The organism is Planctomycetota bacterium (genome assembly GCA_016207825.1).
Lineage (GTDB): Bacteria > Planctomycetota > MHYJ01 > JACQXL01 > JACQZI01 > JACQZI01.
Genome location: JACQZI010000001.1, coordinates 1 through 22,218, shown reverse-complemented (window position 1 = coordinate 22,218; position 22,218 = coordinate 1). Strand labels below are relative to the sequence as shown.

Sequence of the window (22,218 nt, the reverse complement as noted above, 5' to 3'; positions counted from 1 at the left end):
TTATGAGTTTGCGCCTTCGTGGTAAAATCCCGACGATGATGGATTTTTCCAGCGAATATCTGGAGCAGTTCAGCCGGCATATACGCTTGCCGAATTTCGGCAGGGAAGCACAGGGGAAAATCAGCCGTGCAAAGGTGTTAATTGCCGGAGCGGGCGGATTAGGTTCTCCTGCCATGACATACCTTGCCGGAGCCGGCGTCGGCAAAATCGGCATCGCTGATCCTGACGCCGTGGAGCTTTCCAATCTCCCCAGGCAGATTGTCCACAAGAGAGAAAATATCGGCAAGCCCAAAGTTGAATCCGCAAATGAAAGGCTGAAAGAGCTTAATCCGAAGATTGAAGTGGAAGCATTCCGGCAAAGATTGAAAGCTGATAACATAATAAAAATAATAACCGGTTATGACGTGGTGATAGACGGGACCGATAATTTTGCTGCGAAATACCTTATTAATGATGCATGCGTAATTGCAGGAAAACCCTTTATCCATGGTGGGGTTTTAAGGTATGGCGGGCAGGTGATGACGATTTTGCCTAAACCCCAAACCCTAAACCCCGAACCCCAGGCTTTTAAAGAAGAAACCAGAAGTGCATGTTATAGATGCATATTCCCGGAGCCGCCGCCGGTAGGTGCGATTATGACCTGCAGTGAAGCCGGGATATTGAATACGGTTGCCGGTATCGGAGGGCTTATCCAGGCAACTGAAGCGATAAAACTTATAACAGGCGTCGGCCAGTTACTTATTAACCGCCTATTAGTGTTTGATGTGCTTTTAATGGGCTTCAGGATAGTCGATATCAGTCCGTCTGATAATTGCCCTGCTTGCGGGGATAATCCCTCCATAAAAACACCGGCGGATTTGGCGCGTTTTGAATGTTCCTGATGAGGATAAAAAAATATGCATATTTTTAAAAAAGATGTTGACAAAACGATATTCATGGGGTAAACTATTAGCGAGTGAGAAGGAGATGAAGCCCATGAATAAAAATAATAAGTCGCAAAAAGGAACAATCTTGGTCTGGACAATGTTCACCATGATGATTTTGGTTGGCGCCATCACCGCAGGAATGCAGGTGCTTATGAGCACCATGATGACCCTGGAATCACATATGGAATATTACGGACAAACCACAGCCATTGCACGCGCTGGAATATTAGATACTCTTTCCTGGTTCCGCCGGCAGACCGGGCAGCCGGTAATAGCGTTTGCTCCCCAAAGGGATATGGACCATATTCCCGTTATCAATGATACGGATGATGCGGATGTCGGTTTAGTGAGAGAGCTTGAAGTCGCCCAGAGCCGTAATCTTTACGGCAGATATGTGGTTTCCAAAACAGTCGTTGCCGATATTTCTACGCAACGCGGTTTAAGTAACGGGACATTATGGTATATTGAATCGCAAGGTATAGTATATGTAAAAGACGATCCTGATTTGGAATACAATGTTTGGCCTAATCATGTGGTAGGGTCTGTCAAGCTGGCAACTGAAGTCAGGCGGGTCAGCATGGTTTTGCCGGGCCAGGCGGCTCTTTGCGCCGGCGATCCCGGGCAGACGGTTATCGGGAATAAGTGTAAAATCCAGGGCGGAACCAAATTCGGCGTGATTTATCCCCCCGGAATGGGTGCCCCTAATATTAATCCCGGAGCAACGGTGACCGGTACGCTTGGCGCAACTTCTACGGTGACCCCTTATAATACTTCAACCGTGTCGGTTTTCGGGATGACCGAGGCTGAACTCAAATCCATTGCCGATTATAATGTGGATTCGGTGGATGATTTGCCCGACCCGATTCCTGATTATAAGATAGTGTTCTTTGAAGGCAACGCTACTTTTAATTCCGACCATCCGTTGAAAGGCACGGGTATTTTTTACATTACCGGAACACTGACCATCGCGGCAAACAGCGGTTCCGCCTACAACGGGATTATTTATTGCAAGGGGCATTACCATCAGCACGCGCCTTCTATTATAAACGGTTCGGTGGTTACGCTTGACCAGGTGAATATTGAATCAACCGGCGATATTTCCGAAATAGATTACGATGCTAATGTTATCTCGCAGATAGCCACATACACCGGTCAGTATCGCTTGGCTAAAGGAATCTATGAGGTTAAATGATTTGAGCAACGCGCAAGCGGAATATGCGGATAAAAATAAAAATCTGAAATTGCGCAACGGTTTTACCATCGTTGAACTGATGATTGCTGTAATGGTTTTAGCCATTGCCATTACCGCGTCATTCAGCTTTTTCACAACGATGAATCTGTCCATAAGCACAAACCAGGATCATTCTTTTGCCATCCAGAAAGCTATTTCGCTCATAAGCGAATTAAGGGCTTATGCCGAAGGGAATGAATCATCCGGCGGGGCATCAACACTGGATATCTTTGATGACGGTGTAGGCACTTCCCCTTTTCTTACGATTGATTCAACTGTAGCTTCACCCGATCACATCCTTAGCGGGAATACCTGGACTTCTAACCGGTGGTATTATGCCAGGCGTATTACGGTAAGGAAATTCGCTTCATTTGAAGCGTCAAACGTGCGTATTGTCACGGTAAAAATATTCCGCACTGAACCGGGAGACAATGATGCCACTATCATGGCGGATATAACCTCAGTCGTTTCAACCAGCGGTGATACCGACCCGACTACCCAGGTTTATGATGTATATATGTTGGGAGTGGAAAACATTCCCGGCTGGTGGGTGTATCTGGCGTACCTGACACCGTTTATCGAAAATGCCCTGACCGATATGGAGTCGCGCAATCCTGGAATGGAATTCCGCCGTCATTGGGTGACCAAGGCGGCTTACGGGCGTGACCGGGAATATAAGCCGTATTTCAATGACGCGGTTGATTCTAACGCAGATATTAATTATGTATATTTTTATCCGGGAAGCATGCCTTCAGGTTCAGCGGTCAGCCAATATTATGTGCCTTCCAATGTCAAGGCGCGGGTCAATATTGACGGCACTACAACTAATGATTATAACGCGGCTAGCAATCCTTATCCTTATACCCTGGCAGACCAGTATAACCATGCTATGCGTTACCCTGACGAGCTGGCTTTATATAACAACCGCCTGGCGGCAGGATTGGAAGAGCAAGGCGACCTTACTTACCGGCTTCTTTTGGATGATATGGTGCTTAATCCGACCAATTACCGCAATTCTCTTTTTATCAACCTGCACGGGGAATTGATTCCCATGCCGTCTATCCGGAATTATTCCGATGCGGCGAAAGACCCGGCGAACTACCCGCAGTGGCGTGCGGTTACCCATCCTGAGAATATACGCTATAATCTTGCGGATGATTTGAAACTACGTGTCTATGCATATCTGAAAGACCCTTCTATAGCAGGCAATAATTTTATGACCACAGCAACCTGTATCAGTCTGGTTATTCCGGATATGAACCTGACTACAGCAGGCGATTTATCAATCGCTTGTATTGAAGGGGGAACCGATCAGTCGCCTCTTGATACTATTGCGGATGCTTATACGGTGATTTCACCGGCTCCGGTAACCACCGGAACCGGTTCTTCCATTAATGAGATGTATGCCACGACCGAGTATGATGGAGGAAATGACCGGACGATCATCAAGCTTTATTTTACGCCGTTAAGGACCCCTCACACGGGTGATAACGGCGGGCTGGATGCCAACCGCCGGTTATACGGGATGGATTATATTCCCTGTCCTGTTGAAGCGGCAGGTAATTTTAGCCAGAACCTGACAAATACAACAAACGTATGGGATGTAATGGCGAATGCGCCGAGCACTATTGGCGATGGGGGGGCTTTGGCTTATACAGGAGGCGATTTTATCTATGCCCTGCGAGGAGGGAATAGCCAGGTTTTCTCGCGTTATTCCATTTCAGGTAATTCTTGGACCGGAAAGGCGAATTACGGGTCCAATGTCGGAGCAGGCGGTTCATTAGCCTATGTGCCTTCCAACGGCCGTATTTATGCCTTAAGGGGAAATAACCAAACCACTTTCCAGTATTATACGGAAAATTCATGGACAGCCAGGGCGGCTGCACCGGCTGCTGTTGGGACAGGCGGCGCGTTATGCTATCCCGGAACAGGCGATTTTATTTATGCTTTCCGCGGAGCTACGACCAATACCTTCTGGCGCTATTCCATTTCAGGAAATTCATGGTCTGCCATGGCGGTTGCTTTGGCTAATGTCGGCGCAGGCGGTGCTTTAGCTTCTACCGGAGGGGATTTTATTTATGCCTTCCGCGGAGCCGCAAGCAATGCATTCTGGCGCTATTCCATTTCAGGGAATGCCTGGGTTTCAATGACGAATGCTCCCGGTAATGTCGGCACAGGCGCTATCAGCGGCGGGGCTCTGGTTTATCCCGGCTCAGGTGATTTTATCTACGCCTTCCAGGGCGCCGGAAATACCGCGTTCTGGCGTTATTCCATCTCCGGTAATTCATGGACAGTGATGACCGCTACTAACCCTTATAATGTCGGAGCGGGAGGCTCTCTGGTTTATGCCGCTTCGAGTGGTTATGTATACGGCTTACAGGGCAATAGCAGCCTGCCGTTTTTACGCTGTTCAACCGTGCCTAAGAATACCGCGCGCTGGCTTATCACGATTAATAACGCCGCGGTAGTTCGTGAATTGGGTAATCCTGCCAGCGATGTAATTGAAATCCATACACGGATAAATGACGACCTGACTACCGGCACGGTCTGGCCTACTAAGAATAAGCCGCCAAATCTTTCTTCAACTTATATCTGGCGGACAAATAGCATTGATAATGTTCCCTTCAGCGAACGTTACCAGTTCCAGGGTGACCCGCGCCATTGCCCTTATTCGGATGTGCGTGCGTATAACGGTTATAACTGGTATTTTGATAACTTGCGCGACGGCAGTTATAATACTATCAGCGATTGGCCCGGCATCAGCTCTACACTTGTTAATGGCACCGGTGATTCGTTGGATGGCTGGCATGGCGGCGGTGGAACCGGCGGTGACAGGATGGAGATAGATGTACCCAGGTATTTCCAGTTTATCAGGACAGCTTTGACCGGAGCAAATTGCGTTTATACCAGCATTACCGGATGGTCTTATTATTATATGGGAATAGGCAATGAAATCGGGTATGACTCCGCCAACGGATTTGCCAACAGCATTCCGACATCGCGCAAACCCTTTGACGGCGGCACAGGCACCCGTAATGAGCAGTCAATAACCACTGACCAAACCGGCGGGGTGAAATACATCAGGGAGAGCGTTACGCCTTATTGGTGGGGGATGCCCTGGCTGGGAGAAAATTATCCGGACGGGGTTTATTCTGCGCAGTGGACGGTAAACGGAAATCTTAATACCGGCAGTGTGGCAAATACCTTTATCCGCATCCGCCGGAGTGATATTACGGCGGCAAACGCCAAATGGCTTAATCGGGGAACGACTTTTTCCGGCCTGGATTGCGTCCGCCGGACGCAGGCTTATGGTTGCACTTCATTTTTCAATATAGGGACGACAACTTCAACATTCCGCCATACGGGACGTGACGGCACGACCGGCGCGATAACCGCAGACGGGACGATTATGGCTAATGGTTATAATTTCCCGATGCCATCCTCCGCGGCTATCAGCCGCCCATTCAGGCTTGATAATGATTGGGGGGCGGTTCCCACTGAATTCAGCATTAACGAGTATTCGAATCTCCGTTGCACCGCAACGGTAAATACACAGCTTTACGGGCATCAGGACGGCGTGGACTGGCGGGGAAGTTCGCTTATCAGGCTTGCCAATCCATCTGCTTCCAATGCGTTTATTGTAGTTAACGGTCTGGATAAAACAGTGGAAAGCGGTTCAGCCTTTATCGGGCGGTATGCGGTGGTAAGCCTAATGCATAGTTTCCTGACCTGCGGATTAACCGGCACCCCCAGCCGCATTGTCCAGCTTCCCCGGGCTGAGCTTGAAACCCCGAATGTTTCCACAGAGCTGAATGATCCTTCAGCCATATCAATTACCTGGTCGATTGAATGGAAGCGCTGGGACGGGCAGAAATACACTTCGGCTTATGCGGATGGCTTTGCCGAAACGGAATCTGATTTGCGTTATGCGTTGCTTTATTCAAGTGATAACGGACAGACATGGAAGCATGTCGTGGATAATTCCGATGCTACTATAGGCATTCCTGACCAGGGCTTATGGCTGACGGATGTGTATGCCGGCGCAAATGAAGGTTATGACTGGGATGTTTCCGATACAGTGCTTTTCCCTGAAGGCAGTTATATCCTGAGACTTGAGGCTTACCGCGTCAACCAGATGCGGCATTATTCTTACCACCGGCAGAAAATATTTATTAATAGATAAGCGCAACCCAGTTTTGGCAGTGAAGCATTATGAAGTATAATAAGATAAGCGGCCAGCTTCGCCAAAGACGGCCCGCTTCGCCGAAGCGAGGCGAGCGAGTCGAGGCGGGGTTAACACTGGTTGAAATGATGATAGTTATCTCCTTGCTATCCCTGGTCATGATAGCTTCCTATGAGCTGATTTCTTCTATCAACGTATCGAGCGAAAATTTACAGGCCACTTCCTTTATGACCGAATGGGGGCAGAAAACGATTGACCAGATTAACCTGGAAGTGACTCAATCACGGATGGTTTATGAGAATAATTCGCTGGGGATTGATTACCATACCGGGTTACAGCTTGATGCGTCTTATCCGGTCCTTACCGGAACCCTTTTGCCCCAGATAGACCAGACCGGGACCTTCCGGTTGGATACCACGGTCAGCCGGACCGGTAATGCCCTGTTATTTATACAGGAAATGAACCCTTTCAGCACAACCGTAGGCGGCGCTCTCCGGCGGCTAAATGTTTACCGCTTGGTTTATTATTATCTTTCCCCTAATAACACCTCTTTTGCAGGCAGGCCTTCAAGCCTGCGTTTGATAAGATGGCAGAGCAAGGAGTTTGCCGATTATGAGCAGATAATGGCGATGTCCGCGGTTATTTCCCGCGCGACCATGGCTGATGCTTTATATAGCCAGCGTGGAATAACTTATTTCTGGCTCCCGCGCAACACGCCTGATACGGCTTTTTATGAGTATGATACCGATGATATAGATGATGCCGATGATGATAATATCGATGATGCGCCTAATAATTTATATGTGGTCCAGAGAGATAATTCTTATAGTATAATAGGCTATTTGGGGTTTGGGACGAGCAGTGTTGCCTGGAACAAAACTGCTGATTTCCCTGTCCCGGTCGCGGTGCCTAAATTCGGTATTGCAGACCAGGCTGGCGCCGGCTTCCCGCACGGGTTTGAGGTGCAGATTATCGGACCGACCGGCGCGCGCCAGGTGATGGTTCGTTTGGTGATTGCCTATTTTACACCTACCAACAAAGCGTTATACGGCTGGGAAAGCTCCACCATCGCCGTCATGCACGAGTTTTGATAATTATTGCTCGCAATAAAAACATACCGGGACCTGATAAATCACACGCATGCCTCTGATTAATTTATTCCAGACTTATGTTTCGCTAAAGGCAGGGCCGGGTTTTATCAAAGGGTTATTTATGATTCACCAAATAGTTACATAAGACTCACCGGTTACACGGGTGGGTTTAAATACCCCGCCGGAGTAGTTTAATTCATAACCCGAACACGCATTATTTAATCGTAGACTATGTATTGTTAGACGACGACTTTGGCGCGGCCTGAATGATGGGTTAGTTTTACCAAAAGGATGGTCAAGTAAGACCAAAGGCTATCCCTCGGTTTTGAAGTTAGCCTGTGCGGGGAAATACCTCCCACCCCCACCACCCCCCGGCCATCCCCTTTCTAAAACCAACTTATATTCTATTTGGCAGGCTGAAAACATGTTATATTTAGTTGATGGGCTAAAATCCTAAACCGATTTGTCAGGATTCCCAAGCGGAGTGTTAATCTTTACTTAATCCCCTGCAGTTTATCCCACCAGTCTTTCCATAATTCATAGGTGGCGCCTAATGCCTTCCCGGTGATTTGCCGCAATGCCCGCGAGGCGGAATAGCGGATTTCCTTATCAGGGTCTTTAAGGATTTCAATAATGCGCGGAATAGATGCCTCAATCTTGATGGTTTGTAATACCTGCAATATTTGTATTCGCGTTGCTTTGTCGGAATCCGATTCCATCATATCAAGCAGGATATCAACGGTTTCTTTATCTACCATGCTTCCCAAAGCGACTACGGCAAGCATCCTGATTTCCGGATTCTGGTCGGTAATCAGTTGTCTTAAGACGTCAAAGGCACGTTTATCTTTTACTTTGCCCAGAATCGCCAATATTTCCTTACGGATGACCAATTGATTCTCTCTTAATTTAGGAATTAGCATAGGGATTATATCGTAAGTGATTTTTGTATATTTGGGTTGCTCTTCCTGGGGCAAATTGATGAATTTTACCAGAGCATCTGAAGCGGCGGAACGGATTGTGCCGTCCTCGCTGGCAAGCGCTTTAATTAAAGAAGGGACAGCGGAAAAATCATACCAGGCGGCAATGTTATTAATCGCCTGGAAACGGACGGAAACTGAAGTGTCGGTTTCCATGATGGATTTCATCAGGCTTTTAAGCTGACCCAAAGTGTCTTTCTCCTCTTTTAAATGAGAGAGCTTTTCGGGCGGCTTGAAATGTCCCAGTGCTTCCACTGTCGCAGAACGGATTATCTCATCAGGGTCTGATAATACCCCTTTAAGCGCAGTGGCGGTTTTTTCCCCGACGCTGCTTTCGGGGTCGCTGGAGCTCATGATTTGTCCCAGGGCGTAAATAATCCAACGCCGAATATTGACGTTATTTGAAGGGGAAACCATCAATGATATCAGGTAGGAAATATCGCTTTTCCCTTTTTCAGTTAATTCAGGCGATATTTTCCAGGGCTCTTTTTCGTTCGGATCCACGAGTTTCTTTAGGATATTGTTTATCTCTATTTGTTCCGGGGTTTTACCGTCATCGCTTAAGGCAATACCAGTTATGTTGCCGGGATCTGAAGAGGAAGTTGATATTGTTGGGTCTGTGGGTGTAATCGGTTTTACCGGTGTTACCTCAGATGAATGCTGTAAGTCGTCCGGTTTTTCCTGGGGCGGTTTGTAGCTTTCCGAAGGCGGAACATATTCGGATTTGGTAATAGATTCAATATCCTTCTTTTTAATGGTCATTTTCATGTCATCCGCATCAAGGATAATCGATTCGTCGTCTTCGGAAACGACTATTCCCTCCAGTGTTGAGCCGTTTTTTAGAACCACTGTATCTGCGGATAACGGGAAAATAGATGTAACTACAAACAGCACTACTAACAACAAACAACTAATAACTAATAACTTTAATTTCATATTCATCTTATTATTTTTAACCCCATTATTCTCAGGCACGGGTCGCCGGCTTCCAGGAAGGTTGTCAAGCCGCCGTTATAATTAATCGTAGCCGAGCCGCCGATGGCTACGTCAAATGCATTCGGTTTAAGCGTTACCAGGCTGCCGGCGGAATCGATGGCGTCTTCGATGACCAGGTTTCCCTGGATATTGACTGAACCGGATATTTCCATCTGCTCGTGGCATCCGACCACACCGTTAAGGACCGTAAGATTGCCGGCACAGGATATATCTTTGCCTGCCATGATGCAGACACCGGTTTCATCCGGCATCATTACAGGAGAGCCGGTTATTTTTACATTACCGGTTGCCAGGAGCGTTAACTGCCAGGGAACGCCAATGCTGCCTGGTGAACCGGCGATATCGACATCCCTTCCGCCTTCAACGTAAAAAGTCCCGTTATGCACGATATTATCATTGTATTTCCATTCGTTCTTTCCCCCGGCGGTGATAAAATCCCATCCCAAAACCCGTCCAGATGTAGCGTCGCCGACTAAACCGCCTGCCGCGGTATATATTTTCCCGTCGGCTGCCATGCGGTAATCTTTGAGGTTGGCATAGTCAGATGGTGTGATTCCTGGGACGTCCGTCGGAGCAGCGCCTTCGTAACATTCTCCGCCGACTTTTTCGTCTCCGGTGACTGTCCCGGTTGAATAGACATCCTGCAAAACCACGGCAGAGCCTTTTATTTCAACATCATCATTGGCGTAAATGGTTCCGTTGGTTCCGGTAATCGTGGCGTTGCCGTCAAGCTGGAGAGTGCCGTTGGTTACGATAGCCGTATCCGGTTCGTAAACCGGCGGGAGGTAACGCACGAGTGACTGCACTTCGCTTATTGAGCCGTCCGGAAGCATTGAAGTAACCTTTATGGTTATCTTGCTGTCAAAATCATTCAGGATATTGCCGTCTCCGTCGTCATTGTCTATTATTTCCGTGATGAACCAGCCGTCTTCGTAGGCTATTTTACGCGCCCACTGGAATCCGGCGGTAGATGTCCCAACCATCAGCGGGGCATCACCTTCAGAATAAGTAGCAAGGTTATTATAGCTGGCGGTTAGTTCATCATCCCATCCGTTGCCATGTCCGGTTGATAAAACTACTCTCGTCATATCAAAACCGGCCATAACGGTCTCCGAGGCGGTTGCATAATTAATCGTGCTGTTTACGGCTTTGTTCTGGTTAATCGTGAGTTCCGAATAAGTAACCGAAATTGCCAGGACCATAAAGAGGACGATTAAAGAGATGAAAAGCGCCGAGCCCTGTACCGTTCTGGTGCAGGGCGAGACCCTATTCCCTGAAACGTTGTTTACCATAACAACCTCCCTTTTATATCATATTGCATAAATCAAACTTCTTAACAGGAATCTTACGAATAAAGCCGAATTACACGAATAAGAAATTTAATTCGTGCTATTCGTTCCATTCGTCTTATTCGTGTTAGTTTCTTATATTACTTCTCGTCTTTTCTTCCCAATATTATCACCACCGGGTCGCCTGCTTTTAGTATGGTAGTTAAAGCGCCGTTATAGGTTAAAGAGGGGTTTCCGCTTATATCCATGGAGAGTTCGCTTGCCGTGGTAACCAGGTCGCAAACGTCTTCGGCATCTTCCGCAAGTATTGAGCCCAGGTAAGAGGATGTGCCGGAGATATTTACCTGTTCATGGGCCGCAATCAGTGCCTGTTCTGTTTGCTGGTAATTGGCTCCGCTTATTTTTACGTCTCGCCCGACAATATATAGTGTTCCTTCTTCATTTGGGGCAACTTTGGGGCTTCCGGAGATATCAAGATAACCGGTTGTAATCAACGTAGTCCGCCAGGGATTACCGGGTAAACCGGGGTTTCCGGAAATCTTTACATCGCCTTCTATATAATATGTATAATTCGAAGCGGAATTACCGTTTAAAGTCCATTTGCCCGCGCCATCATACTGCCACCCCTGGTATTCACCCGAAACCATGGTGTCCCAAACCATTGTTTCCGAGGTGTCGTAAACTTTGCCGTTTGAAGCAAGGCGGAAATCGCGGTATGAATAATAATCGGACGGGGTTATCGGGGGGATGTCCGGCGGGGGAGCGAATTCCTGCTGGTCGCCGCCGATAGAAGGGTTGCCGGTAATATTGATGTTTCCTGTTGCTAAGACATCCTGGGCTATGATTGCATTGCCGCCGATATCGATACTGCCGTTAACTATGACGGTTCCATTATCGCCCAATATTTCAGGATTACCGCTAATTTTCATGTCGCCGCCTGAGACTATTGCCGCATTCGGCTGGTAAAGAGGCGGTTTATAGCGCAGCATGGCGACAATGATGCTTTCGTTGGGTATGTTCGGGTTTATGATAGAATTCGGAATAAAACCCCTTACCTTGATATTTACCTTATCGTCCTTATCGGCAAGCAGATTACCGTCGCCGTCGTTATTATCGTAAATAATAACCCAGTAACGGCCGTCGTTATAGTTGATATCACGCGCCCATTGGAACATGGCAGGGTTTGTGCCGGCGTTAATCGGCGTATCGTTTGGATTATATGATAGCTCATTATTACGGCTGGCGGTTAGTTCATCATCCCATTTATTGGTATGTCCGGCAAGGAGCACCAAGCGTGCCATTTCCAGGCCGGCATTGGCTATTTGTTTTACATTATTAAACTGGGCGCTTTGCAGGGATTGCTTGTTTTGGGAGACCGCCATCCCGATATATGCAAGAACCAAGCCTAGAACAAGGATAATAACAACCAAAGAGGTGAATAACGCCGAACCAGTAGTTTTTTTCGTCATTGCGGATTCCTCAAAGTTCTGGATTCTTTTTTATTCATGAATATGACACGTCCTTTTCCGTCTATGGCAATCATATAGAAATTAACGATAATCCTGTTTCCGTTAATCGTGTTTTCATTCCCTGATTGGTCGACACGGTAAAATATAGGGTCAAGCGCGCCGTTGCCGTCTAAATCGTTTTCCCAATCAGTATGAACCGTGACGATATCCGCGCCTATGGGGTGAGTGCCTTGCACGGTGCCGCCTGAATCCTTAAAGACCATCTGGATTTCGCCGGAGTCGTAGGTTTCTCCGAGGTCGCCATCACCATTATAATCAAAGCCGGTTGTAGCTTCAACAAGAGTGTTTGAAACGACATACTGGTATGTTATCGTCCATCCCGGTTGGTTATTAGCTCCCCAGTTAATGGAGGCGCCATCCGCAGACCAGTAAGTGCCGGTTACCAAGACAGGTATCTGGATGGTAATGGAACCGTGGTGGGTGCCGGTAACCGGTGCTGAAACTATTTTACATTCCGGCAGGTGCTGGGTCAGCCGGTCAATCAGTAATGATGAGCGTGTTTCCAGAGACGACTTAGCGCTGGCAAAATCGAAACTTTCCTGGCTTTGGAAAAGCATGGTTAATACCGTAGTTAAAACAATGGCCAATATTACCATGGTGATGATCAACTCCGTCAAAGTGAACCCCCGGCATTTTGTTTTACTCTTAATCATTGGTCTGACCTCGTGAGCATTGTTTTCATCTGTAAGCTTAAGGGTGTATTCGGAAAAGCCCCGCTCCACCAGCTGATAGTTACGGTTATATCGAGCAGTTCCGTATTGGAGTTATCTATACTGATATAACCGGCGTTATCGCCCAGTTCGCTTGCCGCAAAATTGGTGCCGCTATATACGGTGCAGATGCTGTCAAAATCATATCCGGCGATTTCTTCCAGCTTATCGGTTGCCGCAGATTTGGCAATGTCAAAGCTCCGCGAGGTTTCTTCCAACTTCATCGCCGGCATGATGTTTGTCATGAGAGCCATGATGCCTATGGTTAAAATCACAATGGCTAAAACGAGTTCTACTAAAGTGAACCCGTTTAAATTCTTTTCGTTTAAGTCGTAGCTATTCATAGCGCATCGTTTCTTTTCAGCCTGACAATAATTTATCCTAAAAAGAGTGTAATGTCAAGTGAAATATTTAATTTCTGTGTAAATTTTTCTTCCGGTTTCACTGCAGGAAAATACATGATTTAATCTGTTCTTTAAATTAGCCAAGCGGGTTGTCAATGATTGGGATGAAGGTTCTTTGTAATCTTAGAGCGTATTTCATAACAAATAAACGCCCCTTCTGTCACTATAGTCCAGACGGGGGATCCTGGATTCCTGCCTGCCCGTCCGGTCAGGCGGGCTTCCGCAGGAATGACAAAAAAGAAGGTTGTGAAACAGGCTCTTAGTGTCTTTAATCGGCTTTTTAGCAGGGAAACGGTAAGTGGTGGTAGTGGGAAGTGAAATTTCGTTGTGAGAGTCTACTATAGTCTTTTGGGGAATATACCGTAATCTTTTGTGATGAGCGATGTAATCTTCTGGGAGGGGGGATGCTTCCTCCAAATTATAGCGGGGTAATCTTTCGCGGAATATACCGTAACCTTTTAGTAAGTATATGGTAATTATTACATGGCTATATGGGAGCTGTTTGGCGGGGGCAGGAGAATGGTTACGGGAGGGGGATTCTCTTGGCTATTTCCTGGTACGGTAAGGCGGGGGGTGGGGGGAGGTACCCCCGTAAGGTATTATTCCTTATAAATCAAATGGTTATGAGTTACGGAAAAATCCGGACTTTTCCCGTAATTTACCTGAAATGTTACCGTTATGTAACGGGTTTATGGATATTAACCGCTTGGTAATACAATGTTACTATAGGGTAACAGAAATAAGGGTAGAATGAACAGTGAACAATGAGCAATGAGAAGGGATTGCGATTTTTTCAAGAGTGAAAATGATTTAAATAAGGTTTGAGTTGATTACGCATATAATTGTTTAGTGTTCATTGGAAAATTGTTACTTGTATGAATAATTGGCACGGTATTTGCTATTGTTTATAGGTGTGAAAGGAGGGTAGAAACATGAAATGCGCAAATTGCGGGCACGAAATAGCGGAAATTAAGTCCAGGTATACCATTAACCGTTATGGATACCAGTTATCCCTGGAAGGGGTGCCGGCGTTTGGCTGCCAGGCATGCGGGGCAAGGTATTTCAAGGAGGAAGAGGTAGATGCCATCCAGCGTTTGCTGGAGCATCTGGATAAGGATTTTAGAAAGGTATTAGCAATAGCGGGATAAGCCACAGATTACACAGATGGAGACAGGAAATGAACGATAATAAAAACCGTAAAGTAGAAGACGAAACAGGATGGAGCGAAACGAATAGCGAATCCGGAATTCCGAATTCCGAATTCCGAATTCCGAAATCGAGCCGTCTTGGCCGCATCCTGCGTGCTCTTCTTCCGGCTGTTGTAATTGTTGCCTCTACCGCGCTTATTATTTACGCCCTGGTTTTTACCTGGGAATTTGACCCGGGGACACAGGGCGGTTATACGGTTGAGCCTGGCAAGGAATCATATATTGAAGTAGTCACCCCGACTGGTATTGCCCATCTTATCCAGCAGCCGGCTAATACTTTTATCCACGATGATAACAGCGCCGCGGCCCCGCGCGGCTATGAACAAGCAGGATATTCTTCCGCTAATCTTGATGCCTTTGATTCAGATGGCGCCTATGTCCGCTTAGCACGCCAGCCCAACGGCGGATATTATCCGACCGGTGACTTTACCAGCCGGGTAATTGATAACGGCTCGTCACAGACATGGACCGGATTGCAGTGGACTGATAGTCGTTTAGAAGTTCCTAATAACGATACTTCCCTGGTAACTATCTGGCATATGAACAATAACTGGAACGACAGCGCTACCGCCGGCACGGCTAATAACGGGACAGGTAATGGAGGAATCGGATTCTCAAGCACTAACGCGGTCTTTAATCAGTCAGGCAATTTCGTGAGTGCATCCAGCCAGTATGTCAGCGTAGCTGACCAGGCAGACCTGCAATTCGGAATAGGTAATTTTACCATATCAGCGTGGATTAATCTTTCTACTGTTGGCGTTAACCAGACCATTATCCAGAAAAGGAACGATGATGGAGCGGTTTTTGCTAATAACCGTGGTTGGGAGTTATGGGTTGATAGTACTAACATGCTTACTTTTTCACTCCTATGGGTAGATGACCCCGGTGCCCCGACCGAAGTGGCTAATACAGATATAACCACGTCCAAAGCATTAACATCGGGTAAATGGTATCATGTTACCGTTACCCGTAATGTTGATGTAATATCTATCTATGTGGATAGTGAATTAGTAGGGACAGGGACGATTGACCCGATAATTGATATTACCGCTGCGACTTTCGCCTTGGAAATAGGCAGGTTAAGGACACCGGCATCTCAATACTTTAATGGTTTTATAGACGAGGTTGCTTTGTATAAGGCCCGGGTACTTACGGAATCAGAAATCAGGAAATATTATACAGATGGCTATGGGATTAAGTTCCAGGTGCGTGCTTCAGATGACCCCGACTTCGTCGGGATTAACTTTACCGGTCCGACCGGTGTCGGCGACTATTATACTGACCCTATATTACCCACGGCCAGTGTTAGTTTTAACCGGACCGGGCGCTATTTCCAGTATAAGGCTTATTTGGAGAAGCCGTCAAATGCCGATGCCACTCCTGCATTAAAGACCGTCACGGTCAATCCCGGCGCTTATAGCGACAATACCCAGGTCAATTTTGATGCTGGCACTTATAGCCAAACTGTCTGGAATACTGATTATATTAGATTACTATCGACCTATAATGGAAGCGCGCCGCGTACAGGCAATGAAGATAATATCGTTGCTCTCTGGAAGATGGATGATGCTATAGGGGACGACAAGATAGATGATTCTGCCATGCAAGGCGCTAATTCAGATACGGCTTGGTTGGGCAAGGGTGTTGCCGCGGCCAAGCCGACCCAAGAGGCAAGCAAAGCCGGATTCAGCAACTGCCTGCGTTTTGACGGGACAGATGATTATCTTTATGTAACCCATACTAACGATACGCTTCTCAAAAAGGAATTAGGGCTGGAGGCATGGGTGAAGTTTGACAATAACTTTACTGCCGGCGCCCCTGTTCAGATGTCTATTATCAGGAAAAAAGACAGTTATGAACTCAGGTTTAATAAGACGACCGGAAAACTGGATCTTGTCCTTTATGATAATGACCCGCCGCCACCGACATGGACATTTATGTCCGGATTAGACAGTTTAACCGACCCTAATAATTTATATTGGATAGTCCATCAACCGATGGCGGTTTACAAAGACCGGCTTTATGCAGGGGTAAGCGGTGACGCTGCGAACCTGCCCGACCCGCGGCTTTATTACTATGATGGGACGGTCTGGGCTGAAGATGCGGCATTTTTTACCAAGAGTGACAGCACCTATGAGGGTATTTATTCAACTTGTGTTTATGACTTTAATAATGATGGTACCCTTGACCTTTTGGTCGGAATGGGCATAACCGCGGATGATGCCGACCTGTTTATCCAAGATGGCGCGACCGGCACATGGTACAAAGATAATAATGCGGATATAGCGTTATGGGGTTTGGGTGCGGGCAGGGGATTAGAGGAGAAGGTTACGGCTGCTTACGGTTATACTGCGATTACTGCGATGTATGACCTTAATGGCGAATTGTTCCTCGGATTTACCAGTGCCACAGCTGGCCAAGGGGATATCTGGGTCTATAACCCGACAGCCGGTTGGCGTAAGGATGATGATGCATTGCGCGGTGCAGGTAAGGGCTTTGATGAAAAGACCGATGTTACAAGACACTCAAACGTAGAAGCATTTTGTTTATTTGGTGACAAATTATATGTGGGCATAGGCGCCATACCCGCGTTAGTGGATGGATTTGCCAATGTGGTTGCCTTTGACCCGGCTACCCAGTCATGGGCGAACCGTGTATTAGTATCCGGGAATGTGCGGACAATCCACTCTCTTGCTGTTTATGCCGGGAAACTCTATGCTGGGACAGGCACTTCATATCCTTATACTACCGGCGGCGCTGCAGGAGATGGTGATATCTATGCCTCTACCGATGGCGCGACATGGGCAATTTCATACGCCAGCCCGGGTTATCCATATGATATTGAAGGATTGGGAGTTTTTAACGGCAAGCTCTACGCAGTTGGCGGTCGGAAACGGAGTTTCACTACCGATTACAACTACGCCCGGGTTGTAGAATTTGACGGGTCTATTTGGAAGCCGACTTATAACACCGGCACCGAACTGGGTGCGCTGGGTTTAACTAATGGAGGCCAGTATGGAGTGGCTTCTTCTTTATTTGTTGCAACCGGGTTTGATGATGCCTTGTATTTAGGATGCGGAATGATAATAGATGATGGCGACCTCTTCCGCTATGGCTCTGACCCTTATTCTTTTTCCAGCAGTAAGAACAGTTGGACGAATGGTGTTTGGTATCATATTTCCGCCGGTTTTGACGGGACGACCATAAAGCTTGAAATCGCACAGGATGGGGTAGGAATCATAGAAGAAACTTCTTATAATCAGGCGTTTATCGTAAAACCGACTAATAATCCGGTGCTTGTAGGCTCTAAATTTGACGGAGTCTTGGATGATGTGGCGATATATAAACAAAATCATGTCGGCTACAGGACTTCAGGTATTTACACCTCACCTGTGATTAATCCAACCCTTGAGGGGGCCATTGTCCAATGGAACCAGATTAAATGGGCAGAGGATGAGTACTTCGGTGATGAATTAACATCGGCTTCCGGCCTGGTTGGGCTTTACCACATGAATGAATCCTTGTGGAACGGGACCGCTAATGAAGTGGTTGATGCATCGGGCGGAAATAATCACGGCACTGCTAAAAATGGAGCTACTACGAATAGCGCTTTCTATAGATTCGGCGGTTATTCAGGTGGGCTTGATGGCGTGGATAATTATATAGAAGTCTTGGATACCGGTTCTTTTAACTGGACGGATAAGATCACTTTAGATGCTTGGATAAAAACAGGCGATGTTTTGCAACAGTCTGTAATTGCCAAAGGAGATGGAATAGACCAAAACGAGTTTTATCTGGGACTTGGGGCAGATGGGATACCGTTTGGCTGGGTATCATTCAACGGTATTGATAAGTCAACCTTTGCTTACGGCCCGTTGGCGTTGAATAATAATAAATGGAACCATGTCGCCCTGGTTTACGATGGGATGCGCATTATTGTTTATAGTAATGGGGAAGCGGGCAGCGCAGTTTCATTTTCCGGTAGTGTGGCTAACCGGGCTAATCCCATATGGATTGGTTCAGATGCCGAGACTCTTTGGGCGTTTAATGGTTATATTGATGAGGTAGCGGTGCATAACCGAGCTTTGTCCGCCGCAGAGGTTCTTGCGCATTATAAACACGGCGCATTGAGCTTGAAATTCCAGGTGCGTTCAGGCGACACCAATCCGCCTCCTGGTAGTTTTGTCGGGCCGGACGGCACGGTTAATACATATTATACTGTGGGTACAGGCCAGTCAATTACCAAGAGTAATGGTAGTTCTAATTTGGGCAAATACTTCCAATACAAGGCGTTTCTAAATTTAGAGACCATGAAATATACGCCGCGTTTAGAGGGCATTCGCGTAAGCCATACGCCTTATTATGCGGCCAATACGCCATGGGTAACGCCTATTAGCGGGCAGATGTATGCGAACGCCATGGTTACTGTTTCCGAGGTGTTAGGTGCGGGAAATCAGGGCGTAGTTAAATACCAATTCTCGCCTGATAATGGGACTAATTGGTGGTATTATAATGGTGGATGGCAGAATTTGGGAGGCGCGCCTACATATGCAAGCGGAACTAATTTACTTAGTGACTTAGACAGGACTAAATGGGGTTCATTTACGAATCCCGGAACATTTAAGTTTAGGGCTTACCTTGTTTCCAATGGGTTGCAGCCAGTGGTGTTAGACAGTGTTTATTGCAGTGATATTTACTTTGAGGTTAAAACGCCTAATGGTAGCGAAAGTTTTACCGCGGGTAATAGTTATCCGGGTGGAGTCACCTGGGATTATTCCGGCTCAGCTGGCACGACCGTGGATATCGGTTATTATACAGAATATGGGGAAGCCGGGCAGACATGGCATCCATTAGTAACCGGAATAAATATTGCCTCGAAATCATGGGATTGGAACAGCGTTTCTGATACGGTTTCAACCAAGTGCCGGATGAATATTTCCACGAATAACGGTTTGGTGGATTTATCCGATGCCGATTTCACTATCAGTAACGAATTAGTGAAATCAATTACCGTACTTACCCCGACTATAACGGATAAATGGTATGTAGGAACGCCGTATAATATTGAATGGACATCTGAAGGCGGAGTAGGTCCGGTTACCATTGAATACGCTAAAGATGGGACATTTGACGGGGATGAAATAACGGTTGTTGCAGGAACGGCAAATGACGGGATTCATCCGTGGACGCCTCAAGTTGCCGATATTGCCGACGCAACGGGAAAAATCAGGATATACGAAACGGGTAATCCACTGATAATTAATAATTCTCCTCTCTTTACGGTTAGATGCAAGCTTACCATTGATACTTCAACCGGTGTTTGGAGTGACTTGAAATGGGTGGTGGGGACACAGAAGTTGCTTGAATGGACTAATACCGGCATGACTGATGGGACCAATCCATTAGTTTTGGAATGGGATAGGGATACTTTTGATGGCGGTAGCGAACCGACTATTTTGATTGCTACCGGCCTTACCGGCACTTCTTTAGCCTGGAATATTCCGCTTACCTCAACATTGGGCGCTAATTATGATGTAAGGATGAGGATAAGGACATTGCGCGCCCTTGAAGGGGGAACGCAGCCTTATTCGGAATATATTATTGACCCGTCCAAATACTTTAAAATATGCGGCAAGGTGCAGGTTGATAATCCGTTGATTAATGATATCAATTATGTAAATGTCAGCCTGCCTATTAGCTGGACTAGGACAGGAAATATTACCAATGTCAGGATAGAATGTTCAGTGGATGATGGGCTTACTTATCCGTTTGTCGTGGTGCCTTCGCAGGCAACGCCTCCGGATACCATTCCCTGGGTGATTCCAAGAACGGTTACGCCGACCTTAACCGCACGTATTAGGGTTAGGGATGCGACGTTTATCGCAGGCGGTGACCCTGATGTCGAAGCGATATCGCCGAAGTTTATTATCCGCGGCAAGTTACAATTGACAAACGACCACCCCGGTCAATATGTAGGCCAGGAATTTTTGATTGGTAATACAACGCCGATTACCTGGACAACCACTGGCGTTATTACCGCGGTCAACCTGTATTATTTAAAGGATGCAGATAAGAATCCTGGAACAGGGCCGTTTGGTGGTTATGAAACGACCGTGGCAATTATTGGACCGATTGTAAATAGTTATAATACAACGGTAGATATTGACACAGGTTATTCCTGGCCGATTCCGGCTGATTTGACTCCTGACCCCAACGACAGGATAAAGATTCGCGTGGAAGATGCCAGCACCGATTTTAAGAACGATGTTTATTCAGTTTCCGCCAATCCATTTAAGATAAAAGGTTCGATTACGGTAATTTATCCTAATGATGGGACGGAGGTCTTTACGGCGTATGATGTCACGTATCAAACCCAAAAATTCCCGATTACCTGGACGGTTAACGGGCCTATTAACCAGGTGTCATTGTATTATTCGGTTAATGGATTAGCCGGTCCGTGGAATCTTATTGATAACGTGGTTTGCGGTTCTTCAGGAACATACGGATATAGCTGGTCGGTGCCGAATAATGCGCTTTCGACCGGTGTCCGTATCTCGGCAACGAATATAGCGGATATTAATATCAATGATTATTCCAACAATAATTTCAAGGTTCGCGGAAAAGTTATCGTTGATTCTCCGAACCTTGGAACAGAGGTTTGGAAAGTTGGTTCAAACCAGACGATTCAGTGGACGCAGGTCGGCGATTATAATGTAACGATTCAGTATTCCACGGATAATTTTGCTTCTGATGTAAACGACATATTGGTAAATGATGTCAGAGGGGACGGTCCGCAAAGTTATATCTGGCCGATTCCTTTAGATGCAAAGCTTTCGCCGGTAACACCTACGATTACGGTTCGGATTATGAACGCTGCTGATTCAGTTCCGTTAGATCCGGCAGAAGATACTTATGACCTTTCTAATAATCCTTTTAAGCTAAGGGGTGATTTAACCCTCACTTTCCCGGTCGGCGGAACTTTTGGTGTGGATCAGCCGATTAATGTTACCTGGTTGGTAACGGGGACTAATCTTACGGCTGCTAAGCTATATTACAAAGTCGGTGCTGGCGGTTGGCAGTGGATTAAGGATGTATTAGCCTGGGATAAAACGACCAGTTGGACAATACCTGATGCTATTTCTAATAATATCGTAATGAAGATAACCAACTCAGTAGATGAAGGCACTGTTTATAACGAAGGCAGCTCGTTTGAAATAAAAGGCGTTTTGGAGGTGATTACGCCGACGTTAGCCCAAATATTGCAATACGGCGGCAATCCAATAACCGTGACTTGGAAATCTACCGGTGGCTCAAGCACATTTAACCAGGTTGCTTTAAGCTTTTCTACAGAAGGGGCAGGCGGTCCATGGTACAAGATGGATGATTCAGGATTAGGGAGCACAAATGTCGGTAACATCAGCGGCACGAATACATATATATGGACGGTGCCTGACCGCGTATCATCTAACTGCTTGATTAAAGCAGCCAGCACAGATTGGCAGAATATATCTGATAATAGCAATGCTTTTATTATCAAAGGTATATTAACGTTACAATATCCGGTTGGAGGCCAGGTATTCACGGTGAATGTAAATCCGGTAATAACATGGACGAAATCAACGGCGGTCTCTAATGTAAAGATAGAGATAGATTACGGGGTTGGAGCGGGTTGGG

At 46.6% G+C, this 22,218-nt stretch carries 11 protein-coding genes; 6 read left to right on the top strand and 5 right to left on the bottom strand.

Annotation, left to right across the window (positions count from 1 at the left end; all coding sequences use genetic code 11):
• Window positions 1–38: 38 nt before the first annotated feature.
• The 4 genes from HY811_00055 to HY811_00040 all read left to right on the top strand — a co-directional run bounded on the left by HY811_00055 (window position 39) and on the right by HY811_00040 (window position 7,431).
• Window positions 39–881 carry a HesA/MoeB/ThiF family protein gene (locus HY811_00055; GenBank protein MBI4833203.1) on the top strand — a complete coding sequence of 281 codons (843 nt, stop codon included), beginning with the start codon at window positions 39–41 and terminating at the stop codon, window positions 879–881.
• Window positions 882–975: 94 nt separating this feature from the next.
• Window positions 976–2,118 (top strand): hypothetical protein, encoded by a 1,143-nt coding sequence (locus HY811_00050; GenBank protein MBI4833202.1) that lies wholly within the window; start codon window positions 976–978, stop codon window positions 2,116–2,118.
• The gene (locus tag HY811_00045; protein MBI4833201.1) at window positions 2,105–6,340 is read left to right on the top strand and encodes a prepilin-type N-terminal cleavage/methylation domain-containing protein; all 4,236 of its coding nucleotides are present in this window, start codon (window positions 2,105–2,107) and stop codon (window positions 6,338–6,340) included. Before HY811_00050 ends, HY811_00045 begins: the two co-directional genes overlap by 14 nt.
• A gap of 29 nt (window positions 6,341–6,369) precedes the next feature.
• The gene (locus HY811_00040; protein MBI4833200.1) at window positions 6,370–7,431 is read left to right on the top strand and encodes a prepilin-type N-terminal cleavage/methylation domain-containing protein; all 1,062 of its coding nucleotides are present in this window, start codon (window positions 6,370–6,372) and stop codon (window positions 7,429–7,431) included.
• Between the two features lie 494 nt (window positions 7,432–7,925).
• On the opposite strand, the gene HY811_00035 is transcribed toward HY811_00040, so the two are convergent.
• From HY811_00035 to HY811_00015, 5 genes are all read right to left on the bottom strand, one after another.
• Window positions 7,926–9,344, bottom strand: coding sequence for a HEAT repeat domain-containing protein (locus HY811_00035; GenBank protein ID MBI4833199.1), 1,419 nt, complete (start codon window positions 9,342–9,344; stop codon window positions 7,926–7,928).
• 2 nt (window positions 9,345–9,346) lie between these two features.
• Window positions 9,347–10,696 (bottom strand): hypothetical protein, encoded by a 1,350-nt coding sequence (locus HY811_00030; protein MBI4833198.1) that lies wholly within the window; start codon window positions 10,694–10,696, stop codon window positions 9,347–9,349.
• Window positions 10,697–10,833: 137 nt separating this feature from the next.
• Entirely contained in the window at window positions 10,834–12,162 is a 1,329-nt protein-coding gene (locus HY811_00025; protein MBI4833197.1) for a hypothetical protein, read from the bottom strand.
• Complete coding sequence (locus HY811_00020) at window positions 12,159–12,875, bottom strand: type II secretion system protein (protein ID MBI4833196.1); 717 nt, start codon at window positions 12,873–12,875, stop codon at window positions 12,159–12,161. Before HY811_00020 ends, HY811_00025 begins: the two co-directional genes overlap by 4 nt.
• Window positions 12,872–13,276, bottom strand: a complete 405-nt coding sequence (locus HY811_00015) for a prepilin-type N-terminal cleavage/methylation domain-containing protein (GenBank protein ID MBI4833195.1) — start codon at window positions 13,274–13,276, stop codon at window positions 12,872–12,874. The genes HY811_00020 and HY811_00015 overlap by 4 nt, the downstream gene beginning before the upstream one ends.
• 992 nt (window positions 13,277–14,268) lie before the next feature.
• Here HY811_00015 and HY811_00010 point away from each other — a divergent pair.
• Window positions 14,269–14,484 carry a YgiT-type zinc finger protein gene (locus HY811_00010; GenBank protein ID MBI4833194.1) on the top strand — a complete coding sequence of 72 codons (216 nt, stop codon included), beginning with the start codon at window positions 14,269–14,271 and terminating at the stop codon, window positions 14,482–14,484.
• Between the two features lie 29 nt (window positions 14,485–14,513).
• A partial coding sequence (locus HY811_00005) for a hypothetical protein (GenBank protein ID MBI4833193.1) occupies window positions 14,514–22,218 on the top strand: 7,705 nt, incomplete at its 3' end.